The sequence below is a fragment of the Niastella sp. sgz303648 genome (assembly GCF_059587045.1).
Genome location: NZ_JCAPSW010000006.1, coordinates 154,383 through 170,113 on the forward strand (window position 1 = coordinate 154,383; position 15,731 = coordinate 170,113).

Consider the following 15,731-nt stretch of genomic DNA (forward strand, 5'->3'; position numbering starts at 1 on the left):
CCGTAAACCTGTAAACCTGTTAACTTTTCAACTCTTCAACTTCTGACTTCTGACCTCCGACTTCGATTTCAACCGGGCCTGTACTTCTCCTTAAAAATTTTATCGGTATTGGCGTGAATGAATGTGGTACTTTTTTTGAAATCAGACCGGATGTTAGGCGTTACATAATTGATCCAGGAGGGATTGTTTTCCTGTCTGAAATAATTATATAAAGCAAGGGCATAGCCCCATTCGCGTTGTTTAAGGTACCCAAGTGAATTATGTCCATGGCTGTCGAACCCTCTAATTTCTCTGAAAGCACAATTGGCATTAAAAATGCCGATACCAAATACAACGGTGGCTAGGTCGGTTAACGATTCATCATTAAAGCTAACCCGCTTTTCGCCCAGCAATTTAATATGCGCGAATTCATGAGCAATGGTAGCAACCAGTTTTTCGGGGTCCTTTAAATTGTTGTTCTCAATAAAAATATCGAATTTACCATGCTCGTTTTTTTCGAAATACAAGCCTGATGTCAATTGTTCCTCACTGTTGTCATCAGGAACCGTCCAGGTTCTGAAACCAAAATCGCCCTGTATTTCATGAATGCTGTGATTATAGGTATCGAGGTTAATATCATTCAGGTTAATTTCCATTTGATGGGCGATGATGGCAGCGGTTTTCAGCAAAGAATCTTTTGAGCCATCGTATTGAATGGGGAAGTGTTCAACGGCAGGGAAGAGGATAGGTTTTCCGGCAATATTTTGATGTCCGAATTCCTGCACCAGCCAAACAAATGCCTGCTCCATCCACAAACGCGTGTTGGTATCGATGGGGCATTCGTTGGGTTGCTTTTTTAAAAATCCAAACATAACCCAATTTACATATATAACTGCAATGAAGCGCAAGGCCGTGCATCTTCGGCGGATGGATCAAAAAGTTTTATCTTCCATGAAATTTACGTCACATGAAAAAACTGCTTATCGGGCTGCTTTTTTGTAATCCGCTCATGCTGTTATCGCAACGTACCATTTTGCATTGCGGTAAACTCATTGATGTTACCAAAGGGCAGGTTCTGAATGAATACTCTGTTATTGTTGAAGGCAATAAAATTACCGATGTACAGGCCGGTTATGTAAAGCCTTTGGGTACCGACAAAGTAATTGAGCTGAAAAACAAAACCGTTATGCCCGGTCTTATCGATTGTCATGTGCATATGGAGCATGAAACCAATCCCAATGCCTATCTGCAGGAGTTTACCTATAATCCGGCCGATTATGCATTTCAGTCGGTAGTTTTTTCAGAACGTACGTTGATGGCAGGGTTTACCACGGTACGCGACCTTGGAGGAACCGGCGTGAATATTTCGCTGCGTAATGCCATTAATAAAAACCTGATCAAAGGCCCACGCATATATACAGCAGGTAAAGCCATTGGCACTACCGGCGGACATGCCGACCCCACCAACGGTTACCGGAAAGATTTGATGGATGATCCCGGACCTGCAGCCGGCGTAGCCAACGGAGCCGATGAATGCCGCAAAGCAGTAAGGCAACGATACAAAGATGGTAGCGACGTTATAAAGATCACTGCATCGGGCGGTGTGTTAAGCGTTGCAAAGAGTGGCGAAAATCCACAGTTTACCGAAGAAGAAATAAAAGCTATAGTAGAAACAGCGCACGACTATGGTTTTAAAGTGGCGGCGCATTGCCACGGCGCCGAAGCGATGAAAAGAGCTGTTAAGGCTGGTGTGAACAGTATTGAGCATGGCACTTTCATGGATGAGGAAGTGATGCAGTTAATGAAACAACACGGTACTTATTTTGTGCCCACCATTATAGCCGGCAAATCAGTGGCTGATTCGGCAAAGAAACCGGGTTATTATCCGGCGCTGGTAACTCCAAAGGCATTGGCTATTGGTCCTAAAATACAGGGCACGTTTGCCAAAGCATACAAGGCCGGTGTAAAGATCGCTTTTGGTACCGATGCCGGCGTATACGCGCATGGGAAAAACTGGATGGAATTTATTTATATGACCGAAGCGGGGATGCCGGCTATGGAAGCCATTCAATCGGCCACCGTATCGGCTGCCGACCTGATTGGTATTTCGGATATAGCCGGCAGTATTGAAAAAGGAAAATTAGCCGATATAATTGCCGTTGACGGTGATCCTGTTAAAGATATTCAGTCGATGGGTAAAGTGAAGTTTGTGATGAAAGACGGGGTGGTGTATAAAGAGGAGTAAGTTACCGGTTGCCGGTTACCAGTTACCGGAAATCCGGGAACCAGTAACCGGTAACTAATTAACTCTTCCATTTCTTCAGCTGTTGCAGCAGGGCGCGCATGTCTTTGGGCAATGGCGCTTCGAGGTTATAGGCATTGCCTTCCATATCGGCAAATACCAGCCTGTGTGCATGTAAGCCTACCCGTGATAGTATGGGTTTTTCTTCTTCCTCGTATTTTGATAATTTAAAATTCTTTTTAAAAGAAGAAATGCGAACGGGTTGGCCGTCGCCATACAATTCATCGCATACCAGCGGGTGACCAATATATTGCATATGTACCCTGATCTGGTGTGTTCGGCCGGTATGTATCCTGAATTGTACCAGTGAAAATTTTCCAAACTCTTCCAGCACTTCATAATCGGTAACAGCCGGTTTGCCTTTTTTGTGCACGATCATTAAACCCCTTTTAACGGAGTGTTCCATGATAGGCGCATCGATGGTTTTGCTTTTTTCAGACAAGGAACCATTTACCAGGCCGAGATAATATTTTTCAACCGATCTTTCTTCAAACGCCTGCGACAGGTACTTATGCATTTCAGCATCTTTGGCAAATACAATGATGCCGCTGGTTTCGCGGTCGAGCCGGTGCACAGTAAATACCTGTTCGTATTTTTGCTGCAACAATTGTTTTAATGAAACTTCCTTTCCTTCACGATCGGGTATGCTTAATAAGCCAGCGGGTTTATTAAGTACTATAAAATGATCGGTCTCGGCAATGATCTCCGGTGAAATTTTAACCACGGGTAACTGTTTTGTTTTTCGTATACGACGCATTCAGGTATTTGAGCAGGCGCACTTCTTTTTCGGATAAGAAGCGCCATTTGCCTCTTTCAACATTCTTTTTGGTGAGGTTGGCATACATTACCCGGTCGAGGTTACGAACATCGTACCCGAGGTGTTCAAAAATGCGGCGTACAATACGATTACGGCCACTGTGAATTTCAATGCCAATTACGCTTTTATCTTTCGGATCGGCATAAGCGAGCGAGTCGGGTGCAATGATACCATCTTCGAGCGTAACGCCATTCAAAAGGGTATCAAAGTCTTTTTTAATCAGTGGTTTATCGAGCTTTACTTCGTATATCTTTTTTATTTCGTAGCTGGGGTGTGATAATTTTTGTGCCAGTTCACCATCGTTGGTGAGCAGCAAAACGCCGGTGGTGTTTCTGTCTAAACGTCCTATGGGATATACACGTTCAGGAGTTGCATTGCGAATTATATCGAGCACCGTTTTTCTTCCCTGCGGATCTTCGGTGGTGGTGATGAAATCTTTAGGCTTATTCAATAAAATATACACCAGGTTTTTACGGATGAACAGTTTTTTACCGTTCACTTTTATTTCATCCTTATCGGTAACCTTATGCCCCGGTTCGGTAGTTTTTTCACCATTCACAATTACTTTTCCTGCTTTTACCATTTCGGCTGCATCGCGCCGTGAGCAAATGCCGGCGTGGGCGATGAATTTGTTGAGTGGCATTTCACCTCCCTTACCCCCTTCGGTGGTTTGAGGTTTATTGTTTGTAGTTTGTAGTTTGGGGTTTGTTGTTTGTGGCTGGTTCCCGGCTTTTTGAATGTTCTTTTTAGTATCCTGCTTTTTTTGATTTACAGGTTGAGCCTCATTGATGGGTTTTTGTTTGAAACCTGCAGTCTTTGGCTTATTCCCTGTTTCTTCTGCCCTAAATCCTGCACCCTGAGCCTTGTTCCTTGTACCTTGTGCCTTAAATCTTTTGCCATCTTCCTTGTGCCTTGAGTCTTGTTCCTTGTCTCCTGTGGCCTGAGGCTTATAACCGGCGCCATGAGCCCTTGCTTCCCGCGCTTCCTGTTTCTTCTTTTCGAAGTATTCTTTTGTTTCCTTGCGGATCTTTTTCTTTTCCTGGCGGATGCGTTCTTTCTTTTTGGCGCCGCTTTCGCCCTGCTGAATGAATTTCTTAAATGGTTGACTCATTGTGTAGTAGTTTGCTGTTTTTCAACAGTAATGAGCGGCAAAGGTACGAAATAAGTAATAGCCGGCAGGTTATATTAATCAGCACCACATTTGCCGCAAAATCAATTGTGTAATAAGGTTGTATATGTGAAACAGCCATAAAAAAACGCTCCCGGTTTAGCCGGGAGCGTTTAATCAAAATTGAGCTGCATTTATGATTGAAGGCCGACAAAAGGAGTTACGAAAACTCAGAATCGCGTATGCGAAAAAAGCCCCATCACTCTACTCGCGACCTTTTTGGTCGGCCTGATGTTTTTTGTGCTGCTCCAGTTTCTGTAACTGTTCAGGGGTAAGAATTGATTTCAGGTTGTCGTGCTGCTGTTTTCTGTATTCTTTCATCTGCGCTTTTTTCTGTTCGTCGGTCAACGATTTGTCGTCGTGTATAGCCTTGAATTTCTGCTCCATGTCTTCATGGTTCTTTTTCAGGGAAGCTACCTGATCGTCGGTTAAACTCAGCTCTTTCTTCATTTTTTCGAGCCGTTGTTCACCATGCTTTTTCATATCTTTTTTGTGGTCCTGCCGCATTTTTTTCATGCTGGCTTTTTGTTCGGGAGTGAGCAACTTTTCGATTTTTTCGTGGTGCTCTTTACGAATGGTGGCCATTTTACTTTTCCATTCCCGAACCGTTATATCCTCATTCTTTTTCAATTCGGTCATTTGTTGTTTGTAGTCTTCATTAATGCCCTTTAACTCGGTTTTTTGTTCGTCGGTTAAGTTCAGCTGTTGAGCCATGTCGAAGCGATGACGGCCTCTATGCTGATTGTCGGAAAAGCCGGGGTTTTGATCCTGGGCATACACCCCTACCGCAACAAAAGCCGTTAACACTATGCCTGCAAGTACTTTTTTCATATTATTTATTTTACATTTTAGAAGCCGGATGAGACGGGAAACTTCCGGCAAGCTTTGTTAAAAAATCTTTTAAACTTAGTAATAGACGCCGGTTTGGGCTGCCGGGTTTAATTAAAGCACGAAATTATTCGTAAATGGAGATTTTTACGGATGAGTGGGTTTACGAAATGTTAACCCCCGGCCTCTAAAGGGGAGTATTAGCGGCGCAAAAAAGATTCTGTTTCCAGGTTAAACTGGTTACAGGTTACAAGTCGCAGGTTTCAGGGAAATGCACTTGCCTAAGTGGTTGTAATCCAAATTGATGAGCTGTTCAGCAATGTTCTGAACGTACAGGAGTGCGACGCAACGGTAGCCAAATAGTAATTCTGCAGCCGGTAAAAAAAGCCAACTGCCCATTGCCCATTGACAATTGCCTATTGCTTATTGTTCTTTATTGGCTAACTGACCGCAGGCCGCATCGATATCTTTACCGCGGCTGCGGCGCAGGCGGGCGTTTACGCGATTGCGTTCGAGGTAATTCATAAACTGTTGTACAGTATTCTCGTCGGGTTTTTCAAAGCGGGCCGCCTCAATAGGATTGTACTCAATAATATTCACCAGGTCGGCGGGCACCTGCCGGTAAATTTTAATTAGTTCATCGGCATCCTTTAAACTGTCGTTAAAGTTGTTGAACAGAATGTATTCGAAGGTGATTTCGTTTTTCGTTTGCTGGTAAAAATGATTCAATGCATCGATCAACGCTTTCAGGTTATTGGTTTCGTTGATGGGCATGATTTCGTTTCGCTTTTTATCGTTGGCAGCATGTAACGACAATGCCAGCTTAAATTTCACTTTATCGTCGCCCAGCTGGTTAATCATTTTGGCAACACCGGCCGTGGAAACGGTAATACGCCGGGGGCTCATGCCGAGTCCATCGGGCGAGGTTATGCGATCAATGGCTTTAATCACATTTTTATAATTCAGCAGGGGTTCGCCCATGCCCATAAATACAATATTGCTGAGCTTCTTTTCGTATACACGTTCGCATTGCTGATTTATAAGCACCACCTCGTCGTAAATTTCATCAAACTCAAGATTGCGTTTGCGGTCCATATAACCTGTAGCGCAGAATTTACAGCTCAATGAGCAACCGATCTGCGACGAAACGCAGGCTGTTTTACGATCATCTGTGGGGATCAGCACGCCTTCAACAAGGTGCCCTTCGAACGTGCGGAAGCGCGATTTGATGGTACCGTCGGCAGAGTATTGTGTAGCATCAACGGTTAAAGCAGGCAATGAAAAATTATCGGTCAGTTTTGCGCGCAGCTCCTTGCTCAGGTTGGTCATGGCTTCGAAGGTATGGGCCTGTTTCAGCCAAAGCCATTCATATACCTGTTTAGCGCGGAATTTCTTTTCGCCGAGGGTTTCAAAATACTTTTCCAGCTCACTGAGGCTCAACTGCCTTATATTCTTTTTCGCCGTTTTTAACATGGTGCAAAGGTACAAAGGGTTAGGCGGATTTGCGAATGAAGGGTTTTCTGATTTGACGGTTTAAGGGTATGGGGCTGAGAGTCAGGTCGATAGGGCCTTATCGTTTATCTGATTATTTTTCAATCGAAGGAGGGGAGAATTATAATGGCGGTGTTGGAGGTACCAGATTGGGTATTGTAGATTTAGATAAAAAGTAATTTTCTGTCAATGTTGTATCAGGCTGCAGGTTAAGGGTCTGGTATAAATTGATTAGTTTCTCAAACAGCAGGTGCAACTCTATTGGTTCCTCATGATGTCCGTAAGCAACTGACCGGGTGACTTTCCCTTTATGAAAAATAGATATTCCGAGGGTTTGATCATCGGTGCGGGGAGCATTATAAAATTCCTTTAAAGAATCAATTGGAAGATTTCTGATTTTTCTGATTATTGAGTTATATTCATTTTGACTGATTTTTCCCCTATACCCACCTTCTTTTGAAGTAAACGATCCTCCATAAAAATTTATGTTTAATGAAGAGTCGATTTCAAGATACATTCCGGGGCAACTACCAAAGCATCCCGAGCTGGCAAAATAAATGGAAGCAGGAGTGATATTATTTTTTGCCCTGACTTTTGAATATTTTAAAATAACCGGATTTGGTGCATCGGGTTTTTGTAATTGTAAAAGGAGTGAATCGCTGGTTAATTTTAGTATGGTGTACTGATTCAATTGGGCTTTTTTTTGATGCCACCAGCTTTCCATATATAGGGTATCTTCAAGGATATGATATTTAAAAGAATTGTCATGCCAATCAATTGTACAGATTGAATCTTCAAAGCATACATATTTTGTTTGATTATAGAAGTTCTCCAGCTTTATTTCCGGGTCGGTCCAGTCGCCTTTAATCAGCTGAGCATGATCATTTTGCCTGTTTTTTTCGCGACAGGCAAAAAGAAGACTTATTAATGAAAGTAATGCAACATGTTTCATGAACAGAATGGGATTGGTAATTAGATGCGGGAGCCGGAAGTATTCATAAATAAATCGGAATAAAATAGTTATTAAGCCCAGGGAACTGTTTTAATTGATAAAGTTTTATTGAAAATCTTTCATTTAAATACTTTGCAATTACTTTGCGGCGCAGCAGCCGTGTTAAGTTCCCCTTTCGATCTGCCAGTTGCAGCAGGCAGGCTTTCGCACCGGACTATACCACGGTTTAAAACAAAAGCTATATGAATAAAGTATATGTTATAGATGCGGTAAGAACACCGATAGGAAAATACGGTGGGGCATTGAGCACCATTCGTCCTGATGATCTGCTGGCGCATGTAATAAAAAGTTTGTTGCAGCGTAATGCGGGTGTGGATGTAAATGCCATTGAAGATGTGATTGCCGGCGATGCCAACCAGGCCGGAGAAGATAATCGCAATGTGGCCCGTATGGCGGCATTGCTGGCTGGTTTGCCGGTAACCGTACCGGGCAATACGGTAAACAGACTGTGTGCATCGGGCCTGCAGGCCATTATGGATGCCGCCCGCGCAATTATGTGTGGCGAAGGTGACCTGATGATAGCCGGTGGCGTGGAAAGCATGACCCGCGCGCCTTTTGTAATGTTGAAATCATCGGGCGCCTGGAATCGTACACCCGAAGTAGTTGATTCAACCATCGGCTGGCGTTTTCCCAATAAAAAACTTACCGATCAATATTATCCTTATTCAATGGGCGAAACGGCGGAAAATGTTGCCCGGCAATGGAAGATCAGCCGGCATGCGCAGGATGAGTTTGCGCTGGAAAGCCAGGAAAAATATTTCGCTGCCCTTGGAAAAGGAAAATGGAAAGATGAAATAACCGGTGTTGAAATATTTGGCGGCCGCGATGAAAAAATATATTTCGATAAAGATGAACCACCGCGTTCTACCTCCATGGAAAAGCTGGCTGCCCTGCGTCCGGCTTTTATAAAAGATGGGACGGTAACGGCAGGTAATTCATCGGGTATTAATGATGGTGCAGCCGCCGTGTTGCTGGCCAGTGAAGCCGCGGTGCAGAAATACAACCTGCAGCCGATGGGGCGCATTGTATCTATGGCGGTTGCGGGTGTTGATCCGGCCATCATGGGTATTGGTCCCGTACCAGCAAGCCGTAAAGCCCTGCAACGGGCCGGTATTACCGCCAGTGACCTGGATATTATAGAACTGAATGAAGCCTTTGCTTCACAATCAATTGCGTGCATTCACGACCTGGGCTTCGATCTGCAAAAAGTAAATGTAAACGGCGGTTCTATTGCTATTGGTCATCCGTTGGGTTGCAGCGGCGTACGTATAAGTGCCACTTTATTACATGAAATGAAAAGACGTGGTTCAAAATATGGCCTTGCAACCATGTGTGTAGGAGTAGGGCAGGGAGCTGCCATTGTTTATGAAGGCGCCTGAAACGAACGATACAGTATGAAATGAAATATAGGGCGGGTCAGCAGTCAATGAGGGCCCGCCCTTTACTTTTATGATGATTTTTATTATATTTAAGCTGCCCGGTAACCTGCTTATGAAAACGAATACCATGGAGGCCGGGTAGAATATATGCGCGATACAGTACTCACCACGCTTTTATATAAATATAACCCCTATGCGCGATTTTTTTTCTTTCTGTATACAGTAAGTATCTTTTTGCTTTGCCTGTTTGTATGTGATAAAATACCCATGTACATTATTTGGCTGCTGTTGTGCATCTGGGCAATGCCATTGATATATGGTGCTATTTCAAAAAAAACAGTTTTCAATTTCAGGTCGTGGGATAACAGAATGCTTACTTTATCGCCTTCATTTATTAAAATAGGAAACGAGAAGTATGATATCAATGATATTGCCATTGAGCTGCATATAAATGCTTATGATGGATTTATCAATCGCATACGGCGTAAAGGGTTGTTAAAGCCGTATACCATGTATGGCGATAACAATATGCTGATTTTTATGCATAAAGGCATTTCGTACGATGCTGAATTTCATCTGCGCGACTACAATAGTTATGTAACCTTATGTGAACTCTCAGATGCCTGGAAAGCAGCAGGCGTTACCGTAAAATTAAAAGAAGCCTTCACAAGAGAGTTTGTGCATAAACAATATATAAGACAAAAAAGGGAATTGAAATAATCGCTTAGCCAAATAATTTATATTGCAGGTTCAATTAGTACCAATATGAACCTGCAAACTGCCTTACAACAACTGGAAAAATATATTAAGGAAATTCCTGAACAGTTTAGGCAAATTCCCGCTGACAGCATTCTCAAAAGGCCTGCGCCCGGCAAATGGTCGAAGCAGGAAATACTGGGTCATTTGATCGACTCGGCCCTCAACAATCTGAAGCGTTTTACTGATGCACAATTTCTTCCGCAACCTTATCAGGTTTTACGCTACCAGCAGGTCGATGTGGTGGCCGCAAACGGGTACCAGCAACTTCCCCTGGAACATTTACTGCAATTATGGGGCGTGCTGAATAAACAAATAGCCTATGTAGTTAGTAATATTCCGGCCGAAAAATTATCGTACACCATCATCACCCCGGCCGGTGAATCACATACGCTTGAATGGCTGGCCATAGACTATGTTGAGCATATGGAGCATCATTTGCGGCAGGTTTTTGGAGCATAACCTGTAAGCAAAGGTCCATTTCGCATGGGAAAAACATCACTTCCATGATCGAAGCATTCCGGCGCATGAGCGAAGGATCATTTCATGTAAGAAAAAGTTCATTTCATGTAAGAAAAAGTTCATTTTATGCAAGCAAAAACATTTTTTCCGTAAGTGCAGACATAATTACCTCAGGCAATTACCCGATTACCATAAGCAAAAAGCCAAATTACATAAGCAAAGACACAATTACTACAAGCAATGACATATTTACCATGGGAAAAACATTTTTTCCTGTAAGCAATGAATCGTTTCTCACTGGAAATTTTGCCCATCTCCCTGACTTTCAATACCACTTATTTCTCATTTCCTCGTTTTGCCATTTAATTCGACGGTCCTGAAAACCAGTTTTATGTGTAATGTATACGCGATGAAGGGTTTGATATTTCGCCTACACCAACCTGTACAACAACCTTCTCACCATTTTGTAGTTCGTAATCAACGATAACCCGATCAGTACAACCGAAGTAGTTAACACTGTCCAGTGTAGTAAGGATGATAGTTCGGGGCGGTCGAACATAGCGAAATGGTGAAAGGCCCACTGCATGCCTTCGGTAAGGGCCAGCGCCACCACTACGACCATTATATAAACAGGAATAAATTGTTTGGATACATTTTTACTGAGCCAGTTGGGGCTGTAACCGAGCATCAGTAACAATTGCAGATTGTCTTTGCTGCGCGCGATCATTAGTTGCAGATAAAACGAAAACAACATCAGCGCCAGAATAACTACCAGCAATCCGAAAATGCCCAGTCCGCTGAAAATGCCCTGCAGTACCTGCTTTACGCGGCCGAATTTGGTTTTGTCTTTATTTACTTTGTAATTCTTTTGCTGCAGGTAAGTCAGAAAATCGGGATTGTTGGCGTCTTTGGTTTTTATGTATAAGCGTGAGGCTTTAACATCGGCTGCATGGCCGAATTTGCTATTGGCCCAATCGAGAAAGTTTTTGGGAACGATGATCGAATTTACGCGATCGCTCAGGGCAACAATAGAACCGCGGAAAGTTTGTTGAACGCCGTTGGCCCCATAACAGGTAATGTACACCACCACCTGCGAGGCGGTAGCCTCAGATAATTGCGGCAAACCGTAGCCGGGCGCAAAAACATTATATATTTCAAGAAAGTCTGACGAAAAAACGATGGGAATATAGTTTTGTCCTTCCTGCCAGGTGAAATTCGGCGGCACAGTATCTATAAAACTATTGTCGAGTGATTCAAGGAACATGTCGGTGCTGAAAGGAATGATATCACCGGCGCTTAACTGTACCCGAAAGCGATTGGCTACCAGGGGCGATACGCCCTGCACAAAAGGTTTGGAAGCAATATCCTTAATATCATTTTCATTGAACAGGTTTTTCTCCAGCTGCCCCATGGTTTCATTGGTAATGGTTTTTGATATGGAGATGAAGTCGTAACCTTCTTTACGCGGACTTTCACCACCCAGCAACTGCTGTATGTTTATGAACATTTGAATGGAGCATAACAATAGCAATACACCAATACCAAGACCAATATAGCTGAACCAGCGGGAACCTGTATTGGTACCTGTTTGCAATAACGAGCGGATGGGTTGAAAGGATACTGCCACAGACAATTATTACAAATGATATAATCGGGTGAATGGAAAATAATCAATGCGCTCAAGGTCGGCAAATATAATAGCAGCATTGCGTAGCTTGCTTTCTTCGAGCATCAGCTTCATGGCATTTTGCGAATTGATATCGTCTAAATGACTGAAAGGTTCATCTAACAATAAAAAATCATACGGCTGCATCAGGGAACGGATGATGGCTACGCGCTGCTGTTCGCCATAGGAACATATGCGGGCTTTGGAAGCCAGTTTATTGCCAATGCCAAGCCGTTCGGCCATTTCCTTAATTTTTGCGGCAGGATGAAACGGGTTGAGTTGCCGCTTCAGTTCAATATTCTCGTAAACTGTTTGTTCGGGAAAAAGCCGCAGGTCCTGAAATACGATACTCACATGATCTTTACGGTAATCAGCAAAGTCTTCAGCAGTATACTGTCTGATGTTTTGTGAATTGTATAAAATATTCCCGTTGTACTCATTGCGAAGACCATACAAAAAGTGCATGAGCGACGACTTGCCGCTGCCCGAAGGCGCTACGATTTTCACATACTCGCCTTTGCTGAACGTGAGGTCATTTCGCCATACTTCAGAAGTACTGCGATGGTCACTATCAAAATAAACAGGTAATAATTGCTGTAATTGAAGTTGCATGAGTTACCTTAAAATAATTGAATATTGAGCACTGAGTGTTTACGACAGCATGCTGTTAAGTTCAATGCTCAATATTCAATTCAATTTTCAATTATCAATGAGTTAATGGCGTTAATGCAGCCAAACTTAATGCTGCCGGATCGCTGTATTTTGCCTGTACATCGTACCGGGCCGATTTTACATTGAAAATCTTAGATATGGTATCAAGGTATTTGTTCAGTTGTTTCAGGCTGTTGGTTTTTTTATCAACCAGGATTACTTCGGCTTCACCGCTGTAAGCACCATCTTTCTGACCGCCACTGGTCATTACAATATCTTCCCACATGTTTATCGAAACATCCATAGCTGCCCTGGCGCTGCTATCGGTAATTGAGGGAGCAGCCAATTGCAGTATCTTTTGAACATTAATGTAACCGCCAAAGGCATGTCCGCTGATGCGGCTGGCAAATGCCTGATGACTGTTGCCACCGGCTAAAAATCCGTTTACCTGCTCGGGTGAATTGCCGGCAGCAAACCAGTTGTTGTTGGCCTGAAAATGTATGTTGTTGGCAATTGATGGCATGTTTTGCTGAATTTGCGTTTGCAAAATGCCAACCAGCTTATCGAACGATGGTTTATCGTTCACCGAAGTGGCAAATAAAATTTTTGCATTCGGAACACCATCCTGTTTTATTGTATGAGGCTGTCCGTTTTCGTCGTTAATGGTTATTTCGTGCGGTTTTAAATCGAAGTCCGAAACCGATATCAGCATATCGCCTTTATTGGCTTTTACAAATTCATCGGTGCTATAGCCAACGCCGCTGAAAAAGCTGTTTACAAAACCATCAACACCGGTGAGCTTAATAAGGTCTTTAAAAGCTTCGGGGGGATATTTCAATGCAAAAACAGCTACTACATTTTGCGAAGGAATGCGATTGATCATATCGGTACTAACCGAACCGGAAGGATATTTTTCAATCATATCGCGCAATTCCTTGTTGTACCAGGCTTTTGATTTAAGGGTTATTTTGCCTTCGTCGAAGTTTAGGGTAGAGCCATATACATTGCCTTCGAATAATGTATTCAGTTTTAGCAACGATAAAAAGCCGCCGAGGCTGTTATAATATTGTTCGGCATTTATCCAATAGTGAATATCGCCCTGCTCTTTTAATAAAGATGCAAAACGGTCGTCGCTCAGCAGGTTGTTTTTATGGGGCAGGTCGAACAGCTGAACTGCAAATAGCTGCAGACTATCGGTATGAAATGAAAAAGGCTCGGTATAAGAATCGCTGCTGCCACGGAAGCGATCGGTTGCCGACGGCATAGGCATATCTGCAATGTATATAAAGCGTTTATCGGTCCAGGCTACCAAACTTTTACGACTGGTTGCCATTACGTTGATATCGCCGCTTTTTTCAACTTTACGACCTTTGTTAATCTTTACGGCGAAAGCCTCAAAGTCTGAAGCGCTTTTTATGCCACCTTCAAAAGCCAGGTAGCCACCCTGTCCCTGTTTCTTTATAAAAAAGGCCATATCGGCTTTTGTATCGATGCCTGAGTTAGACGGATCATCCATTATTTTTCGGCTAAGCGAGTCGGTTTCTTCGCTATATACTTTTTTAAACCACTCGTTTTGCTGAATTTCCTGCCAGCTAACTTTCGAAGTCAGCGATGGCGAATTGATGTGTACAGCCAGCGCGGCATCTTTGGGTATTATGATGCCTGTTTTATCGGTACGGCCGCAGGATACGATACCGGTGATAGCTACGGTTAGCAGAGCCAGGGACAAAAGGTTGCGTTGCATATTAATATTTTAAGAAAGATTTACGTATTTGACGGGGCGTTTTGCCGCTGAACCATCAAATGCGTTTAAATTGAGTTCAAATAAACAAATTATTGGTAAGATTTGCCAGCGCCACTGTTTCCTGCTTTCCGGTTTTAATATTTTTGACTACGCCTGTATTATTTTGTATTTCCTGGCTGCCAATAATTACAACATAACCAATATTTTTCTTTTCGGCATATTTGAACTGTTTGTCCATTTTGGCCTGTTCGTGAAACAATTCGCAGCGTACGCCCTGCCTGCGAAGCGATTGCATGGTGGTGAATGCGGTGGCGCTTTCGGCTGCACCCATATTGAAAAACAGCACCTGGGTGCCGGTGTAAACGCCTTCGGGGAAAAGTTTCAGGTCTTTCATTACATCATAAATGCGATCAACGCCAAAGCTGATGCCTACGCCCGGAATATTGGGTACGCCAAAAAGACCTGTAAGGTCATCGTAACGCCCGCCGCCGCCGATGCTGCCCATTTTAACTTCGGCCGGTGCTTTGGCCTCGAAAATAATGCCGGTGTAATAATTTAATCCGCGGGCAAGCGTAAAGTCGATCGTCAGATTGCTGATTGCTGATTGCCTGTTTACGGTTTCCAGTTCTTCAATACCTTTTTTCCCGATTTCGAGTTCGCCAAGAAGCAATTTAATCTGCTGCAGTTTTTCGTCGTTACTGCCGGTAATGTTCAGATATTTTTCGATAGTGCTTATCTGGTCATCATTCAATCCGCGTTGGGCGAGTTCGGCCTTTACCTTATCTATACCAATTTTATCGAGTTTATCGATGGCAATGGTAATATCGATCATTTTGTCGGCGCCCCCACAAAATTCAGCCAGGGCCGTTAAAATTTTACGGCTGTTGATGCGCAGATCATAATTAGGCATCCCCAATTGCGTAAATACATCGTGGTATATATTGGTCAGTTCAATTTCATTCAGTAATGAATTGCTGCCTACTACGTCGGCATCGCATTGATAGAACTCACGGTAACGGCCTCTTTGCGGCTTGTCGGCACGCCAAACCGGTTGAATCTGGTAGCGCTTAAACGGAAAAGTAATCTGTCCGTGGTTCATGGCCACATAGCGGGCAAACGGAATGGTAAGATCGTATTTCAGGGCGCGCTCTGTTATTTCTTTTACATTCTTTCCCTGCAACACTTTTTCAAAATCTTCACGTGCCTGTGTTTGTTTATCGGCGAGTCCGTTATTCAGAATTTTAAAGATCAGTTTATCGCCTTCCTCGCCATACTTGCCCATCAATGTTTCGATATTTTCCATGGCCGGCGTTTCAAGCGGTTGAAATCCGTACAGTTCAAAAACACTGCGAATGGTATTAAAAATAAACTGCCTTTTACGAACCTCTTCTGGTCCGAAATCTCTTGTTCCCTGCGGTAATGATGGTTTTGACATTAATTATAATATTAAATGTTGAATATCGAATTTTGAATGTC

The 15,731-nt window shown here is 43.2% G+C and carries 14 protein-coding genes; 4 read left to right on the plus strand and 10 right to left on the minus strand.

The features are described from left to right. Positions 1-68: 68 nt before the first annotated feature. Positions 69-851 (minus strand): hypothetical protein, encoded by a 783-nt coding sequence (locus tag AC59IL_RS18880; RefSeq protein WP_496553740.1) that lies wholly within the window; start codon positions 849-851, stop codon positions 69-71. A 95-nt stretch (positions 852-946) separates the two neighbouring features. Here AC59IL_RS18880 and AC59IL_RS18885 point away from each other — a divergent pair, with 95 nt between their 5' ends. Continuing rightward, on the plus strand, positions 947-2,224 hold the full coding sequence (locus tag AC59IL_RS18885; RefSeq protein ID WP_496553741.1) for a metal-dependent hydrolase family protein: 1,278 nt from the start codon (positions 947-949) through the stop codon (positions 2,222-2,224). 58 nt (positions 2,225-2,282) lie between these two features. On the opposite strand, the gene AC59IL_RS18890 is transcribed toward AC59IL_RS18885, so the two are convergent. The 5 genes from AC59IL_RS18890 to AC59IL_RS18910 form a co-directional block, all read right to left on the minus strand. Beyond that, positions 2,283-3,005 (minus strand): RluA family pseudouridine synthase, encoded by a 723-nt coding sequence (locus AC59IL_RS18890; RefSeq protein WP_496553742.1) that lies wholly within the window; start codon positions 3,003-3,005, stop codon positions 2,283-2,285. Beyond that, positions 2,998-4,209 (minus strand): pseudouridine synthase, encoded by a 1,212-nt coding sequence (locus AC59IL_RS18895; protein ID WP_496553743.1) that lies wholly within the window; start codon positions 4,207-4,209, stop codon positions 2,998-3,000. The genes AC59IL_RS18890 and AC59IL_RS18895 overlap by 8 nt, the downstream gene beginning before the upstream one ends. A gap of 261 nt (positions 4,210-4,470) precedes the next feature. Further along, entirely contained in the window at positions 4,471-5,097 is a 627-nt protein-coding gene (locus tag AC59IL_RS18900) for a hypothetical protein (RefSeq protein WP_496553744.1), read from the minus strand. A 420-nt stretch (positions 5,098-5,517) separates the two neighbouring features. After that, positions 5,518-6,567 carry a dual-specificity RNA methyltransferase RlmN gene (rlmN, locus tag AC59IL_RS18905; protein WP_496553745.1) on the minus strand — a complete coding sequence of 350 codons (1,050 nt, stop codon included), beginning with the start codon at positions 6,565-6,567 and terminating at the stop codon, positions 5,518-5,520. Positions 6,568-6,706: 139 nt separating this feature from the next. Next, on the minus strand, positions 6,707-7,537 hold the full coding sequence (locus AC59IL_RS18910; RefSeq protein WP_496553746.1) for a DUF6438 domain-containing protein: 831 nt from the start codon (positions 7,535-7,537) through the stop codon (positions 6,707-6,709). Positions 7,538-7,779: 242 nt separating this feature from the next. Here AC59IL_RS18910 and AC59IL_RS18915 point away from each other — a divergent pair, with 242 nt between their 5' ends. The 3 genes from AC59IL_RS18915 (at position 7,780) to AC59IL_RS18925 (ending at position 10,194) form a co-directional block, all read left to right on the plus strand. Continuing rightward, the gene (locus AC59IL_RS18915; RefSeq protein WP_496553747.1) at positions 7,780-8,976 is read left to right on the plus strand and encodes a thiolase family protein; all 1,197 of its coding nucleotides are present in this window, start codon (positions 7,780-7,782) and stop codon (positions 8,974-8,976) included. A gap of 267 nt (positions 8,977-9,243) precedes the next feature. Then, positions 9,244-9,696 carry a hypothetical protein gene (locus AC59IL_RS18920; protein WP_496553748.1) on the plus strand — a complete coding sequence of 151 codons (453 nt, stop codon included), beginning with the start codon at positions 9,244-9,246 and terminating at the stop codon, positions 9,694-9,696. Positions 9,697-9,741: 45 nt separating this feature from the next. Further along, the gene (locus AC59IL_RS18925) at positions 9,742-10,194 is read left to right on the plus strand and encodes a DinB family protein (protein ID WP_496553749.1); all 453 of its coding nucleotides are present in this window, start codon (positions 9,742-9,744) and stop codon (positions 10,192-10,194) included. A 430-nt stretch (positions 10,195-10,624) separates the two neighbouring features. On the opposite strand, the gene AC59IL_RS18930 is transcribed toward AC59IL_RS18925, so the two are convergent. From AC59IL_RS18930 to hisS, 4 genes are all read right to left on the minus strand, one after another. Beyond that, positions 10,625-11,821 (minus strand): transporter, encoded by a 1,197-nt coding sequence (locus tag AC59IL_RS18930; RefSeq protein ID WP_496553750.1) that lies wholly within the window; start codon positions 11,819-11,821, stop codon positions 10,625-10,627. Between the two features lie 9 nt (positions 11,822-11,830). Next, positions 11,831-12,472 carry an ATP-binding cassette domain-containing protein gene (locus AC59IL_RS18935; RefSeq protein ID WP_496553751.1) on the minus strand — a complete coding sequence of 214 codons (642 nt, stop codon included), beginning with the start codon at positions 12,470-12,472 and terminating at the stop codon, positions 11,831-11,833. A 94-nt stretch (positions 12,473-12,566) separates the two neighbouring features. Next, positions 12,567-14,255: a DUF4836 family protein gene (locus AC59IL_RS18940; RefSeq protein WP_496553752.1), complete on the minus strand. Its 1,689-nt coding sequence runs from the start codon at positions 14,253-14,255 to the stop codon at positions 12,567-12,569. 76 nt (positions 14,256-14,331) lie between these two features. Continuing rightward, a complete protein-coding gene (gene hisS / locus AC59IL_RS18945; RefSeq protein WP_496553753.1) occupies positions 14,332-15,690 on the minus strand; it encodes a histidine--tRNA ligase in 1,359 nt (452 codons plus the stop codon). Between the last annotated feature and the right edge of the window lie 41 nt (positions 15,691-15,731).

What these genes read in the sequence shown, in the direction of transcription:
- AC59IL_RS18920 (WP_496553748.1), top strand. Translation starts at nt 9,244, where the DNA reads ATGTACATTATTTGGCTGCTGTTGTGCATCTGGGCAATGCCATTGATA.
- AC59IL_RS18910 (WP_496553746.1), bottom strand. Translation starts at nt 7,537, where the DNA reads ATGAAACATGTTGCATTACTTTCATTAATAAGTCTTCTTTTTGCCTGT.
- AC59IL_RS18880 (WP_496553740.1), bottom strand. Translation starts at nt 851, where the DNA reads ATGTTTGGATTTTTAAAAAAGCAACCCAACGAATGCCCCATCGATACC.
- AC59IL_RS18895 (WP_496553743.1), bottom strand. Translation starts at nt 4,209, where the DNA reads ATGAGTCAACCATTTAAGAAATTCATTCAGCAGGGCGAAAGCGGCGCC.
- rlmN (WP_496553745.1), bottom strand. Translation starts at nt 6,567, where the DNA reads ATGTTAAAAACGGCGAAAAAGAATATAAGGCAGTTGAGCCTCAGTGAG.
- AC59IL_RS18885 (WP_496553741.1), top strand. Translation starts at nt 947, where the DNA reads ATGAAAAAACTGCTTATCGGGCTGCTTTTTTGTAATCCGCTCATGCTG.
- AC59IL_RS18925 (WP_496553749.1), top strand. Translation starts at nt 9,742, where the DNA reads ATGAACCTGCAAACTGCCTTACAACAACTGGAAAAATATATTAAGGAA.
- hisS (WP_496553753.1), bottom strand. Translation starts at nt 15,690, where the DNA reads ATGTCAAAACCATCATTACCGCAGGGAACAAGAGATTTCGGACCAGAA.
- AC59IL_RS18915 (WP_496553747.1), top strand. Translation starts at nt 7,780, where the DNA reads ATGAATAAAGTATATGTTATAGATGCGGTAAGAACACCGATAGGAAAA.
- AC59IL_RS18900 (WP_496553744.1), bottom strand. Translation starts at nt 5,097, where the DNA reads ATGAAAAAAGTACTTGCAGGCATAGTGTTAACGGCTTTTGTTGCGGTA.
- AC59IL_RS18940 (WP_496553752.1), bottom strand. Translation starts at nt 14,255, where the DNA reads ATGCAACGCAACCTTTTGTCCCTGGCTCTGCTAACCGTAGCTATCACC.
- AC59IL_RS18935 (WP_496553751.1), bottom strand. Translation starts at nt 12,472, where the DNA reads ATGCAACTTCAATTACAGCAATTATTACCTGTTTATTTTGATAGTGAC.